The sequence below is a fragment of the Pseudomonas sp. PsB genome, assembly GCF_043658375.1.
Lineage (GTDB): Bacteria > Pseudomonadota > Gammaproteobacteria > Pseudomonadales > Pseudomonadaceae > Aquipseudomonas > Aquipseudomonas putida_Z.
The window spans coordinates 119,813-132,652 of the sequence record NZ_JBIGLU010000002.1 but is presented as its reverse complement, the minus strand read 5'-3'; the positions used below and the strand labels follow the sequence as shown (position 1 = coordinate 132,652).

The following is a 12,840-nucleotide window of genomic DNA, read 5'->3' as shown; positions in this document are numbered from 1 at the left end:
TTTATGGCAGTCAAGGTCCTGGTGGTGGATGATTCCGGTTTCTTCCGCCGCCGCGTCTCGGAAATCCTCTCGGCGGATCCGACGATCCAGGTAGTGGGTACCGCGACCAATGGCAAGGAAGCAATCGACCAGGCGCTGGCGCTGAAGCCCGATGTCATCACCATGGACTACGAAATGCCCATGATGGACGGCATCACCGCGGTGCGGCACATCATGCAGCGCTGCCCGACGCCGGTGTTGATGTTCTCGTCGCTGACCCATGAAGGCGCCCGTGTCACCCTCGATGCGCTGGATGCCGGTGCGGTGGATTACCTGCCGAAGAACTTCGAGGACATCTCGCGCAACCCAGACAAGGTCAAGCAACTGCTGTGCGAGAAGGTGCATACCATTTCCCGCAGCAACCGCCGTTTTGGCAGCTACGCCAGCCATGCGCCGGTTGCCGCACCTGCGCCGGCAGGCAGCAGCCACGCACCCACCAGCAGTTTCGCCAGCCCGGCAGCGGCGCGCACGCCTGCGCCTGCTCGTGCGGCGGCCCCGGCTGCGGCGCCAGCACATTCGCCGGCACCCAAGCGCAAGCCTTACAAGCTGGTGGCCATCGGCACCTCCACGGGTGGCCCGGTCGCCCTGCAGCGGGTGCTGACCCAGTTGCCGGCCAACTTCCCGGCGCCGATCGTGTTGATCCAGCACATGCCGGCGGCGTTCACCAAGGCCTTTGCCGAACGCCTGGACAAGCTGTGCCGCATCAACGTCAAGGAGGCCGAAGACGGCGACATGCTGCGCCCGGGCCTGGCCCTGCTGGCCCCGGGTGGCAAACAGATGATGATCGACGGCCGTGGCACGGTGAAGATCCTGCCCGGTGACGAGCGCCTGAACTACAAGCCGTGCGTGGACATCACCTTCGGCTCGGCGGCCAAGTCGTATGGCGACAAGGTGCTGTCGGTGGTGCTTACCGGCATGGGCGCCGATGGCCGTGAAGGTGCGCGCCTGCTCAAGCAGGGCGGCAGTACGGTGTGGGCCCAGGATGAAGCCAGCTGCGTGATCTATGGCATGCCCATGGCCATCGTCAAGGCCAACCTGGCCGACGCGGTGTACAGCCTGGACGAAATCGGCAAGCACCTGGTGGAGGCGTGCGTCTGATGGACGTGCTCAGCCTGATCGGCCTGATCCTCGCCTTTGTCGCCATCGTCGGTGGCAACTTCCTCGAAGGCGGCCATGTCGGCGCCCTGATCAATGGCCCGGCGGCTCTGATCGTGCTGGGCGGTACCCTGGCGGCGGCCTTGCTGCAGTCGCCACTGTCGTCGTTCAAGCGTGCCTTGCAGATTCTGCGCTGGATCCTGTTTCCGCCACGGGTCGACCTGGCGGGCGGGATTGACCGCGTCGTCAACTGGAGCCTGACCGCGCGCAAGGAAGGCCTGCTGGGCCTGGAAGGGGTGGCCGACAGCGAGCCTGACCCGTATGCGCGCAAGGGCCTGCAACTACTGGTGGATGGCGCCGAGCCAGAGGCCATCCGCAGCATCCTTGAAGTGGATTTCCTGACCCAGGAAAGCCGTGATATCCAGGCCGCCAAGGTGTTCGAAAGCATGGGTGGCTACGCGCCGACCATCGGCATCATCGGTGCGGTGATGGGCCTGATCCACGTGATGGGCAACCTGGCCGACCCGTCGCAGCTGGGCAACGGCATTGCCGTGGCCTTCGTCGCGACCATCTACGGCGTGGCCAGCGCCAACCTGGTACTGCTGCCGATCGCCAACAAGCTCAAGGCCATCGTCATGCGCCAGTCGCGCTACCGCGAGATGCTGCTCGAGGGCCTGCTGTCGATTGCCGAGGGTGAGAACCCGCGCTCGATCGAGCTGAAGCTGCAAGGCTTCATGGAGTAACCCATGCGTCGCCGTCGTCATACCGAGGAACACGAAAACCACGAACGCTGGCTGGTGTCGTACGCCGACTTCATCACCTTGCTGTTCGCCTTTTTCGTGGTGATGTACTCGATTTCCTCGATCAACGAGGGCAAGTACAAGGTCATTTCCCAGGCATTGCTCGGGGTGTTCAACGACCCCGAGCGCAGCATGAAGCCGATCCCCATCGGTGAAGAGCGCCCGCTGAGCGTGCGCCCGGCCGAGCCGTTGGTGAAGGACAGCGAGCAGACCGATGCAGGCCTTGGGGCGACCAGTGTCGACCCGCTGAAAACCATCAGCGATGACGTGCGCGATGCCTTTGGCGACCTGATCAATAGCGACCAGATGACGGTGCGCGGCAATGAGCTGTGGATCGAGATCGAGCTCAATTCCTCGTTGCTGTTCGGCAGTGGCGATGCCATGCCCAGCGACAAGGCATTTGCCATCATCGAGAAGGTGGCCGGCATTCTCAAGCCGTTCGCCAACCCGGTGCACGTCGAAGGCTTTACCGACAACCTGCCGATCCGCACCGCGCAGTACCCGACCAACTGGGAGCTGTCATCGGCGCGGGCGGCGAGCATCGTGCGCCTGCTGGCCATGGAAGGGGTAAACCCGGCACGCATGGCCTCGGTCGGCTATGGCGAGTACCAGCCGGTGGCCAGCAACGACACTGCCGAAGGCCGTGCGCGCAACCGCCGCGTGGTGCTGGTGATTTCGCGCAACCTCGAAGTGCGCCGCAGCCTGACGGGCTCGGGCAGTGCCAATGCCACGCCGGATGCCGCATTGCGCCGGGCTGGCACACAAAGTGCACCGGCTACGCCAGCAACGGTGGCGGGGCAGTGATCCGTCAATTCCCCGACGTTGCCACGAACACAAATTTGAATGCAGTACTGTCCCCTGTGGGAGCGGGCGAGCCCGCGAATCAGGCGATACGGTAAATGGCACCGGCTGCGCCGGTGTTCGCGGGCGCGCCCGCTCCCACAGGGATCGCGCCAGCTTCCGATGTTGAGCAAGACAGTTGCCCCAGCAGTGTCCCTGCCAAATCAATAGATAGAGTTTGCTTGATGAGAGTCTGGGCAGTAGCCAATCAAAAAGGTGGCGTCGGCAAGACCACCACTACCATCGCCCTGGCCGGCCTGCTGGCCGAGGCCGGCAAGCGCGTGGTCATTGTCGACCTCGACCCGCACGGCTCGATGACCAGCTATTTCGGGCACAACCCCGATGCCCTGGAGCACAGCTGCTACGACCTGTTCCTGCACAAGGGCGCGGTGCCCGAGGGCCTGCCCGGGCAACTGCTGCTGCCCACCAGTGACGAACGCATCTCGCTGTTGCCGTCGAGTACCGCGCTGGCGGTGCTGGAGCGCCAGTCACCGGGGCAGAACGGCCTGGGCCTGGTGATCGCCAAGAGTCTGGCGCAGCTGTGGCAGGATTTCGACTTTGCCCTGATCGACAGCCCACCCTTGCTCGGTGTGCTGATGGTCAATGCCCTGGCAGCCAGCCAGCAGCTGGTGATCCCGGTGCAAACCGAATTCCTCGCGGTCAAGGGCCTGGAGCGCATGGTCGGTACCCTGGCCATGGTCAACCGCTCGCGCAAGCAAGCGCTGCCGTACCAGATCGTGCCGACCTTGTTCGACCGCCGCACCCAGGCCTCGCTGGCCACGCTCAAGCTGCTGCGTGACACCTACGACCAGCATGTATGGCAGGGCTACATCCCGGTGGATACGCGCCTGCGCGATGCCAGCCGCAAGGGCGTCACGCCCTCGCAATTCGACAGCAAGAGCCGCGGGCTGATTGCCTATCGGGCGCTGCTCAAGCACCTGCTGACCTACAAGACTGCAGCGCAGGTGGCCTGATGACCCAGACCCGGCAAACCAATACCCGGCCACAGATGGCCCTGCAGTCATACCTCGACGGCCTGCTGCAGGAGGCCACCGAAGCCGAAGACCTGTTCGAGGCGCCAGCGGCGGCGGACGAGTTCGCCGAAGCGGTGCGCGAAGAGCAGGCGCGTGATGCCTTGCAGCAAGCCAGGCCGGCGTCAGCCGAAGCGACCGTCAGCCCCGCACCACGGCCGTTCGCCGAGCCCAGGCTGGCGGTGCTGCCCCGCGTGATGCCGGTGGAAGCACCGGTGGTGACGGTGGTCGAGCGCGAAGTGGTGGCCGAAGCCAGCATCCCGGTGCTGGTCGAAGAGCAAACCGTGGAACCGGCAGTGCCGCTGGTGGATGTGCACCTGCCGGCGCCGCAGGTGCCCGTGCCCCCGGCCACGGTCGATGGCCGCCCGGCCTGGGCCGCCGAGCCGTTCGAATGCCTGCTGTTCGACGTCGCGGGCCTGACCCTGGCGGTGCCGCTGGTGTGCCTGGGTTCGATCTACACCCTGGCCGGCCAGGAGCTGACACCGTTGTTCGGCCAGCCCGACTGGTTCCTCGGCATCCTGACCTGCCAGGCCGGCAACCTGAAGGTGCTGGATACCGCGCGTTGGGTGATGCCCGACCGCTACCGCGATGATTTTCGCCAGGGCCTGCAATACGTGATTTCCGTGCAGGGCTACGAATGGGGGCTGGCCGTGCACCAGGTCAGCCGCTCGCTGCGCCTGGACCCGTCCGAGATCAAGTGGCGCAGCCAGCGTGGCCAGCGCCCGTGGCTGGCCGGCACGGTGATTGAACACATGTGTGCACTGCTCGACGTCGCTGCACTGGCCGAGCTGATCGCCAGCGGTGCGGTCAAGCAGATGCATGCCAAACAGAAATGACACCGAATACACCGCCGATGGCGGATTTTGAGGGTAGGGGAATGAAAAAGTCGTCTGCACAAGGTTCCGAAGATCCGATCCTGCAGTGGGTTACCTTCCGTCTGGACAATGAGTCCTACGGCATCAACGTGATGCAGGTGCAGGAAGTGTTGCGCTACACCGAGATCGCCCCGGTGCCGGGTGCGCCAAGCTACGTGCTGGGCATCATCAACCTGCGCGGCAACGTGGTGACCGTGATCGACACCCGCCAGCGCTTTGGCCTGATGCCGACCGAAGTCACCGACAACACCCGTATCGTCATCATCGAGGCCGACAAGCAAGTGGTCGGTATCCTGGTCGACAGCGTGGCCGAGGTGGTTTACCTGCGCCAGTCCGAGATCGAGACCGCGCCGAACGTGGGTAACGAAGAATCGGCCAAGTTCATCCAGGGCGTGTGCAACAAGAATGGCGAACTGCTGATCCTGGTCGAGCTGGACAAGATGATGACCGAGGAAGAGTGGTCCGAGCTGGAGAACATCTGAGTTGATCCTACAGGTTGCTGTCATCTTCCTGGCGCTGGTCTGGGCGCTGAGCCTGTGGTTCTTCCTCAACTACAGCAAGCGCCAGCGCGAGCTGGCCGCGCAACAGGCCGAGGGTGATGCCCTGCGTGACCAGCGCATCAAGGACCTCGCCAAGCGCCTGGACGACTACCAGAACGGTACCGTGCGCATGGGCGAGGCGCTGCACGACCTGCGCGTGGCGGTTGCCCCGCTGCCAGACAAGATCCAGCAGCTGGAGCAGCGCGACCCGCACAACGTCACCTTTACCCAGGCGGCCAAGCTGGTGGGCATGGGCGCCAGCGTGGCAGAGCTGACCGAAAGCTGCGGCCTGACCCAGGCCGAGGCGGAGCTGATGAGCAAGCTGCATCGCAGCAACTGATTGCCATGAGCATTGCGCGGCCCCTGATACAGTGGCCGCGCAAGCTCGCCCGGCAGTCAGTAGCCCTGTGCGTTCCCCGCCATTGCGACCTCTTCCAGTGGTAGAAGCCGCAGCTCTGCACGCCGTTGTGCTGCTTCATCCAGCAGCGCGTCGTAGTTCAGGGTGTGCATGTTTGCCAGGTCCGCCACCTGCCTGAAGGTGTACAGCTCAGGTAGACGTTGGTCGATCACATGGTTGAGCACCGCAGGCCCGGTCAGCGTGTTGAGCCTTTCGGTATAGGCCTGGAATGCCGCCGCATGCTGTCGCGGCGGTTTGGGGGCCTCGTAGAACGCCTGGCCCTCCGGGGTGAGGTAACGGGCCAGTATCTCGTCGGAAATGGCGTTCAGCACCGGATTGCCAGCACGGCTACCAATCATGCTGGTGTTGTAGCTGGTATACATGCCCAATTGCGCATTGCACACCGGGCTCCTCAACAGCAGCCCGTCGAGGGGTGTGGTGAGCGGTACGCTGTCGATCTTTGCCCGCAGCTGCCCGGTTGCGTCCGGCTCGACCAGCAGATGGTCGTCGATATCCAGGTAGATGCCCCCTTCGCTGTGCAGGACGCGGTAGCGCAAGATGTCGGAGGCCGAGGAGAAGTTGCTCGCCACACCGCCATTCCCTTCCAGCGCAGCCTGGTACTGGCCGAAGTATTCACTTGCCGCGAATTGATGATAGAAGGTCTGATACTCCAGCACAGCAACCTCCAGCCCCTCGGCGATGCGGGGCTGCAGCAGGGTCATGTTGCGTTCGAATGCCCGAGGGGTGGCGTTGGAGAGGTAGAGCTTGAGCGTGAAATCGCTGTTGCGCAGTGCCTGCACATTGTTGTCGAGCGCAGCCAGGTAATCACCGGCGATCGTCCTGTCACCCAGCCAGATGTGAAATACCTGCCTGGGGACGGGTATGCCTGGTGCAGTCCCCAGTGCATCGAGGTCGACGGGCAGCTGCAGATCGATACCCAGTGCCCGCAGTGTGCGCGAGCGCGATGCCGGGCTGATTTCCCGCAACGGGTCCGTATCGGGCAGCAGTCGGCTGATCGAGGGCTGCAGCGGATCGGCGCTGGCCACATAGTGCTGGGCGCCGCGTGTACCGTTGGGGTACTTGAGCACGAAGCTGTCCCGTCGGGCGTCGTAGTAGAGCGGGTGCGGGCCATTGCCCACATCGCCGATCAGTTCGTCACCCGTGCCGAATGCCCTGCGCCGCGTTACGCAACGGGCAATGTGTGAATCGGCGCCGGACCAGCTGGCGGCTACCTGGTCGCCCGCTACTGCCAGATCCTGGAAATAGGGTGTCATCGCAGGCCCGGGCCAGCGTGGCGGCGAGACCGGGCTCAGCGGGTAGCCTATGCGGCCATTGAGCCTCACCGGTTTGATGAAGCCAATGGGGCGTTGGCCGAACAGCGCCTTGCTCGCCTTGACCCCGCGCGCCAGCCCCGGGGCTGCGTTCAGCAGGCCGAACACGGCCTGCTCCGCGCCTTCGAGCTGTTGGTTCACATCCTTGCCGTGCAGCGCCTGGTCCAGGCCCACTGTAAATTGGGCCACCCCGGCCACGGCAGCCAGGGGTAGCAGTCCGGGAACCACCAGCAGAAACGGTGTGGCCAGGTTCATGGTCAGGTAGAAATAGCTGCGCCATGCGGCCTTGGTCACTTCACTGTCGCCCGTGATCAGGAAGTCGGCGTCGGATTGGCTGCGTTGACGTTGTGCCACCGTCAATGCCTCGAACAGGTTGTATTCGATGCGTGGGCTGTAAGTGTCCGCCTTGTAGTTGATCAGGGTGTGCGGGTTCCATACCCTGGCCAGGCGATACACGCTGGTTGCAGGCAGGATGATCCGTCGGGGCGGGAAATCGCCCATGCCCTGAAGTACCCGGCTCAACCCCGACCGGCCAATCCTGTCCGGAATATCGCAGGCCCTGAAGTGGGCAAGCAGGGCCGCCCGTTTGTCGGCGTCGCGGCACTGCCTGGCAAGCCACGCACGCATGGCGCCCGGGTTGGCGAACTCATGCAACGGCGCCGTATTGCCCGGTATGTACAGCAAGGTCAGGCGGCTGCGCGTATCGCTCAGGCAGAGTATGTCGCTTGATGGGTAGCCATTGATGTTCAGCAGCCTGGCGTCTACCCCGTTGCCACTGAGGCTGGCGCCGTGGTGCCAGCGTTCCACGCCTGCCGCCCGCCACGCCAGGCTGCGTCCCTGTTCACTGAGGTTGCCCCGCAATGCCTGCCGGTTGCAGGCAGCGAGGAATGCGATGCACGCGCTGACGCTGTACTGGCTGGCGGCATGGGCCCAGAAGTCATCGAGCTGGCGTTTGAATACGCCCTGGAAGTCGAGTTGCCAGATGAAGGACTGGAAGGTCGTGGCGTCGAACTGCACATAAGTGCTGGCGTCGTAGCGCATGGGTGCGGTCTGGCGGAAAAGGCCATGGAATTCGGTGTGCACATCGATGTCATGGGCCAGGCCGCTTCCTGGCAATTCATCGACGATCGTCACCTGACCATGGCTGAAGGCCTGGGCCCAGGGCGCTCGACCGTGTGGCAGGGACAGCTCTGGCAGTACACCGAGCAGGTCGACGGTGGCCATCCCGCCTCTCAGCAGCAGCTGCGCGGTTTGCTCGGCAACCTTGGAGTAGCCGCTTTGCTGCCAGTTGCCAAGCAGCGCTTCGGTCATGCTCATTTGTTGGACGACCTTGGCCAGCCAGCCCTGCTTGGGAACGAATTTGCAATGCAAGGTCACTGCAAGCGTGTTGTCGGGTTCCACGTCCAGCCGCTGCTGGCTGGCCCATTCGCGGATGGCTGCACTGGCACTGCGGTCAGGGCGAGGCACGGAACCCAGCATTGCCTTGACGTAGTCTTGGCCGGCTGCGCCGACCACAGGTTGACGCGGGTTCATGTTCGGCTCCAGGAATGGTTGCCGCCGACAGTGGCGAACCGGTTGAGGGGCAGGAGCGTACGCACCGAGTCGCGCATGCGTGGCAGATCGACGAACCGGTAGGCATTGATGCGCGGCATCCCATAGAGATTGGTGAGCTGGCGCAGGATGCGCAGGCTCGGCAGTTGCCGATCGACCACGTCGCTGAGCAGGGCAGGGCCGGTGAGGTAGCTCAGGCGCCTGGCATACTCATAGAAATTCCCCGGGTCTTCAGCCAGGCTGGGCTTGCTGTCGTAGAAGTCGCGATTGAGCTGGTAGCGTGCGAGCATCTCTTCGGAAATGGCCTCCAGGGTGGGGTTGCCGGGGTGGCTGCCGATAAGGCTGGAATTGTAGAGGCTGTTCATGCTCATCTTTTCATTGGACATGGGCGGTACCAGCAGCAGCCCTGTGGCGTCCGTGCTCAGTTCGACCTGATCGATGGGTTCACCGGCGGGACCTACCGGTTGCCCGTCGATGATCAATGAGTACTCGCCTGGCGCGAGCAAGGTGTCATCGACATCCATGTACAAGCCACCTTCGTGGTGCAGCATCGGGTAGCGCAGCACATCGCATGCCGATGCATAGTTGCTGGCAACGCCGCCGTTGCCATCCAGGGCAGCGTCGTACTGCGCGTAGTATCTGCTTTGTCGAAAAGCCCTGAAGAAGGCCTGCTCCTCCAGCGGCAGAACTTGCAAGCCCGGAGCATGACTGGCCAGCAGATCCAGGTTTTCGGCATAGGCGTGCCGGGCAGTGCTGGAAAGGAACAACCGTATGCTGTATTCGCTGTCTTGCAACTGCGCTGCGTTCTGGCCCAGATTGGCCAGCAGCTCCGGGCCGATGACCCGGTCACCGACCCAGAGGCAGGAGATGCGTTTGGGTATTGGCCAACTGCCCGGCGCTCTGGCAGGTACCTGTAGCGGCAATGGCAGGTCCACGCCCAGCGCCCGCAGGGTGCGGTTGCGCATTGCATGGGTAACCACGCGCCCTTGCGGCGCGGGGCTCAGGTTCCGGCTGTCGGGTACCGCCACGAAGCCTACAGGGTCGACCTGGTTCAGGTCTTCGGCCCGAATGAAAACATCCCGCTCCATGTCGTAGATCATTCTGGCGTTGTAGCCCTTGATGTTCGCTGCCAGGGTGTCTGGCTCACCATCGTACTGGGGCGTACGAATGACTGCGTCGGCAACCGCCTGGTCACAGTCCGGCAGTGGCTCTATCGGGTCGGTGATATGGAAGTAGCTTGCGCCCTCGGGCTCGGGAAAGCGCGGTGGCGAGAGTGGGCTCAGAGGGTAGCCGATCTGTTCATTCAGCCGCGTCGGCGGCGCGAAACCCTCGACCTTGAATTCGAACAGTGCCTTGCCCCTTGCGGCAGCGCCTGCCGCCAGGGGCAAGGCGTTGAACAGGCCCCAGGTGATGTTGCCGATACCTTCTTGCTGTTGCTGCAGTGACTTGCCGTTGATTGCCTGGTCGAGCCCCAGGCCAAGCTGGGCGATGCCACCGATGGCCAGCAGCGGCCCCAGGCCGGGTACCACCAGGCACAGTGGCGCCAGCAGGTTGAGCGTAGTGGCCAGGTAGCCACGCCACCTGGCCTTGATGATTTCGCTGTCAGCCGTGATCAGAAACGCGGCATCGTCGTAGCTGCGCTGACGCTGGCGCTCGGCCAATGCCTGGAAAAGGTCGCCCTTGATCCTTGGGTTGTACCTGGTAGGTCGATAGTTGACATAGGTCTGCGGCGGCCAGGTGCCGTCGTCGTTGAAATAGCCGTGTTCGGGAGGCAGCAGGTGCCGTTCAGGGTAGGCACCCAGCCCCTCCATGGCAGTGTCCAGGCCGCTGAAGTCGAGGCCTTGCGGGCAATCTGCCAGGCGAAAATGCTGTTTCAGGGCCTGGCGTTTGGTCGGGTCTTTACATTGTTCGCCGACCCAGGCCTTCAATTCTCGTTCGCTGCTGAACGTCAGCAACGGTGAGCTGTTGCCAGGTACGTACAGCACCGTCAGGTCGGTGGCGGGGTCGTTCAGGTACAGCAGGTCGGTCGCTGCATAGCCGTAGATGCTCAAGGTACTGCATCGCAGCCTGTTACGCCGTGGCATCAGCCCGGCCGCTTGCCAGACCAGTTGCCGTGCAGGCTCGCTGAGGCTGCCCTCGCTGACCTGTCTGTTGCAGGCTGCGATGAAGTTGAGCTTCAGCGCCAGCCTGTGACTGTGCAGATGGTCACGCCAGTACACATCCAGCGCCGCCTTGAAAGGCTGCTGGAAGTCCAGGTTGCTGATGAACTGCTGGAAGGCTTCGGCGCTTACCGGCAAATGGGTGGAAGCGTCGTAGCGTTGCGGGGTAGTGCGCCGAAACAGGCCGTTGAATACTTCGAAGGGTGCCCCGTAGTGATTGAAGATGGGTTGCGGGAGGGTTCCCACCAACCGTATCGGGCCTGCGGGTAGCGCACCGGCCCACGGTGCTTGCAGCAGCTTGCCGAACATGTCACTGGCAGACTCGCCCTGCCAGTTGCCCAGCAGTGCCTGAGTCAGGCTGGTGCGCTGGCTGATTGCGGCCAGATGGCCACCTGCGCCGTCCGGGCAATAGTGAAGGGTAACGACGTCGAGCTGGTCCGGGTCCAGGTCATGGCCTTGCTTTGCGAGCCATTGGCGGATGGCGCGGTTGGCTTCACGATCGGGACGAGGCACATGGCCGAGGTGGTCTATAACGTAATGCGTGCCCATCACGTTGATGCGAGTCGAATGCATGGGGGTACCTTGCGCTGAGATGAAGCCGGCAAGGTTGAAGCAGGGGCACGAAAAGACGGTGGTAGATATGTCGGTACGGCGCCTGGCCGATCTCGTCACCCCCTGGCCCTCGCGCGCTGATGGCATTTTGGTCGTGGATGTCACTATCCTTCCGCTTCCTGTCCGGTTCCCTTCTTACCCGGCATCGCACTTAAACGTTTAAATCCCTGCTTGTACGCACAAGGGATTTACGCAATGAACACCCTCTCTTCAAAGCAGGTGGCCCCTGGCGAGCCACAGTTGCAGTGGTTGCGTCAGGCCGACAGCGATACCGCGCCGGCCATCATGCAACTGATCAACAGCACGGTTGGCGATGGCGGTGTTCTGGGTTACGAGCATGAGATGTCTGCCGGGCAGAGCGTCGAATTCACGGCCTCGTTGCAAGAGCGCATCCATGGCGGCAATACCCATGTCTTGCTCGGCCAGGCAATGGCGGGGCCGGCCTGCCTGGTCATTGTTTCGCGCAGCAGCATGCCGAACTGCCGGCATATTGCCGACCTGAGCAAAGGCGTGGTGCACCCGGCCTATCGCGGGACCGGCCTGGTGGCACGGGCTTTCAGCGAAGTCGTGCGCCTGTGCCAGGCCCAAGGTATCGAGCTGTTGACCCTGGATGTACGCGAGGGCACCCGTGCACACCGGTTATGGCAAACCTTCGGCTTCCAGACCTACGGCGTGCTGGACGACTACGCACGTGTCGATGGCGTGAAGCATCGCGGCCATTACATGGCCCAGCCCGTGGAAAGCCTTGCGCTGCGACTCAACCTGGACTGAGTTGCCCTTCGTCGACTCTGCCTGTGGCCATCGCGGTCAACGGCACCTGCCTCTCTCACCCAAGGAACACCCTGAATGGCCTTATCTACTGCAGCCTTTCGCGATCAGCTGGAGCAGAAACTGCACCACCATCTGACCCTGTCCCACCCGATATTCAAGGAACTGCTTGCGCCTGAGGGCAACAGGCCGCTGCTGCGCAAGGTCGCGTTGCAAGGCTATCAGCTCACCAAGTACTTCCTGACCTATGTCGAGCACTTGTTCTTTCATTGCCCGTTGCCTGCCCACAAGCGGGCACTGATCACCAATTGTTTCGAAGAAGAAACCGGCCGGCTTTCCCGCACCGACAACCATGTCGTGCTCATGCAGAATTTCCTGAGGGCGCTCGGCATCAGCGATGCCGAGCGTGATGCCGAGCAGCCGCTGCCAGCCACCTGGGAACTGATCGATTTCCGCCTGCAGGCGGTACGTGACCCGGCGCGTTACCACATTGGTGCGGCAGCAGTGATGATCGCCAGCGAAGGGCAAAACCTCGAGACCGTCGCTGGAGATGCACGGCATGTGTTGCTGGGGCGTGCCTATGGCCTGGCCGAACAAGACTTGCTGTTCTTCTCGGTGCACCAGAAGGAAGACGTGGGCCACGTCAATGAAGGCTTGGACCTTGTCTCGCAGTTGTGCACCACGGCGCAGATGCAAGAAGAGGCGTTGCAGGCTGTAGACCACACCTGCCAGCTGTTCTACGCGATGTACGAAAACATGTACCAGGCGTATTGCCGAGCTCCGCAGGCCGAGGCGGTGTAATG

Annotated in this window: 11 protein-coding genes; 9 read left to right on the top strand and 2 right to left on the bottom strand. The window is 63.1% G+C overall.

Annotated features, from left to right (window positions below):
- Window positions 1-3: 3 nt before the first annotated feature.
- The 7 genes from ACGLHT_RS05380 to ACGLHT_RS05350 all read left to right on the top strand — a co-directional run bounded on the left by ACGLHT_RS05380 (window position 4) and on the right by ACGLHT_RS05350 (window position 5,559).
- Window positions 4-1,137 carry a chemotaxis response regulator protein-glutamate methylesterase gene (locus ACGLHT_RS05380; RefSeq protein ID WP_137164523.1) on the top strand — a complete coding sequence of 378 codons (1,134 nt, stop codon included), beginning with the start codon at window positions 4-6 and terminating at the stop codon, window positions 1,135-1,137.
- Entirely contained in the window at window positions 1,137-1,877 is a 741-nt protein-coding gene (locus ACGLHT_RS05375) for a flagellar motor protein (protein ID WP_085614522.1), read from the top strand. The genes ACGLHT_RS05380 and ACGLHT_RS05375 overlap by 1 nt, the downstream gene beginning before the upstream one ends.
- 3 nt (window positions 1,878-1,880) lie before the next feature.
- Window positions 1,881-2,738 (top strand): flagellar motor protein MotD, encoded by an 858-nt coding sequence (motD, locus tag ACGLHT_RS05370; protein WP_075045915.1) that lies wholly within the window; start codon window positions 1,881-1,883, stop codon window positions 2,736-2,738.
- Between the two features lie 221 nt (window positions 2,739-2,959).
- The gene (locus ACGLHT_RS05365; protein WP_274120214.1) at window positions 2,960-3,748 is read left to right on the top strand and encodes a ParA family protein; all 789 of its coding nucleotides are present in this window, start codon (window positions 2,960-2,962) and stop codon (window positions 3,746-3,748) included.
- Window positions 3,748-4,641 (top strand): CheW domain-containing protein, encoded by an 894-nt coding sequence (locus tag ACGLHT_RS05360; protein WP_025340065.1) that lies wholly within the window; start codon window positions 3,748-3,750, stop codon window positions 4,639-4,641. The genes ACGLHT_RS05365 and ACGLHT_RS05360 overlap by 1 nt, the downstream gene beginning before the upstream one ends.
- Before the next feature lie 41 nt (window positions 4,642-4,682).
- Window positions 4,683-5,162, top strand: coding sequence for a chemotaxis protein CheW (locus tag ACGLHT_RS05355; RefSeq protein ID WP_003254393.1), 480 nt, complete (start codon window positions 4,683-4,685; stop codon window positions 5,160-5,162).
- 1 nt (window position 5,163) lies between these two features.
- The gene (locus ACGLHT_RS05350) at window positions 5,164-5,559 is read left to right on the top strand and encodes a DUF2802 domain-containing protein (RefSeq protein ID WP_025340064.1); all 396 of its coding nucleotides are present in this window, start codon (window positions 5,164-5,166) and stop codon (window positions 5,557-5,559) included.
- Window positions 5,560-5,615: 56 nt separating this feature from the next.
- On the opposite strand, the gene ACGLHT_RS05345 is transcribed toward ACGLHT_RS05350, so the two are convergent.
- Together ACGLHT_RS05345 and ACGLHT_RS05340 are read right to left on the bottom strand one after the other, a co-directional pair.
- On the bottom strand, window positions 5,616-8,480 hold the full coding sequence (locus tag ACGLHT_RS05345; RefSeq protein ID WP_274120215.1) for a dermonecrotic toxin domain-containing protein: 2,865 nt from the start codon (window positions 8,478-8,480) through the stop codon (window positions 5,616-5,618).
- Window positions 8,477-11,230: a dermonecrotic toxin domain-containing protein gene (locus ACGLHT_RS05340; RefSeq protein ID WP_137164519.1), complete on the bottom strand. Its 2,754-nt coding sequence runs from the start codon at window positions 11,228-11,230 to the stop codon at window positions 8,477-8,479. Before ACGLHT_RS05340 ends, ACGLHT_RS05345 begins: the two co-directional genes overlap by 4 nt.
- Window positions 11,231-11,464: 234 nt before the next feature.
- On the opposite strand from ACGLHT_RS05340, the gene ACGLHT_RS05335 reads away from it, so the two are divergent.
- Both ACGLHT_RS05335 and ACGLHT_RS05330 read left to right on the top strand, forming a co-directional pair.
- Window positions 11,465-12,040: an N-acetyltransferase gene (locus tag ACGLHT_RS05335; protein WP_013973573.1), complete on the top strand. Its 576-nt coding sequence runs from the start codon at window positions 11,465-11,467 to the stop codon at window positions 12,038-12,040.
- A gap of 75 nt (window positions 12,041-12,115) precedes the next feature.
- Window positions 12,116-12,838 (top strand): TenA family transcriptional regulator, encoded by a 723-nt coding sequence (locus ACGLHT_RS05330; protein WP_075045910.1) that lies wholly within the window; start codon window positions 12,116-12,118, stop codon window positions 12,836-12,838.
- Window positions 12,839-12,840: the final 2 nt, after the last annotated feature.

Bases quoted from the DNA above. Each gene is read 5' to 3' on its own strand.
- ACGLHT_RS05340 (WP_137164519.1), bottom strand. From the start codon at position 11,230: ATGCATTCGACTCGCATCAACGTGATGGGCACGCATTACGTTATAGAC.
- ACGLHT_RS05355 (WP_003254393.1), top strand. From the start codon at position 4,683: ATGAAAAAGTCGTCTGCACAAGGTTCCGAAGATCCGATCCTGCAGTGG.
- ACGLHT_RS05375 (WP_085614522.1), top strand. From the start codon at position 1,137: ATGGACGTGCTCAGCCTGATCGGCCTGATCCTCGCCTTTGTCGCCATC.
- ACGLHT_RS05380 (WP_137164523.1), top strand. From the start codon at position 4: ATGGCAGTCAAGGTCCTGGTGGTGGATGATTCCGGTTTCTTCCGCCGC.
- ACGLHT_RS05365 (WP_274120214.1), top strand. From the start codon at position 2,960: ATGAGAGTCTGGGCAGTAGCCAATCAAAAAGGTGGCGTCGGCAAGACC.
- ACGLHT_RS05330 (WP_075045910.1), top strand. From the start codon at position 12,116: ATGGCCTTATCTACTGCAGCCTTTCGCGATCAGCTGGAGCAGAAACTG.
- ACGLHT_RS05345 (WP_274120215.1), bottom strand. From the start codon at position 8,480: ATGAACCCGCGTCAACCTGTGGTCGGCGCAGCCGGCCAAGACTACGTC.
- ACGLHT_RS05335 (WP_013973573.1), top strand. From the start codon at position 11,465: ATGAACACCCTCTCTTCAAAGCAGGTGGCCCCTGGCGAGCCACAGTTG.
- ACGLHT_RS05360 (WP_025340065.1), top strand. From the start codon at position 3,748: ATGACCCAGACCCGGCAAACCAATACCCGGCCACAGATGGCCCTGCAG.
- motD (WP_075045915.1), top strand. From the start codon at position 1,881: ATGCGTCGCCGTCGTCATACCGAGGAACACGAAAACCACGAACGCTGG.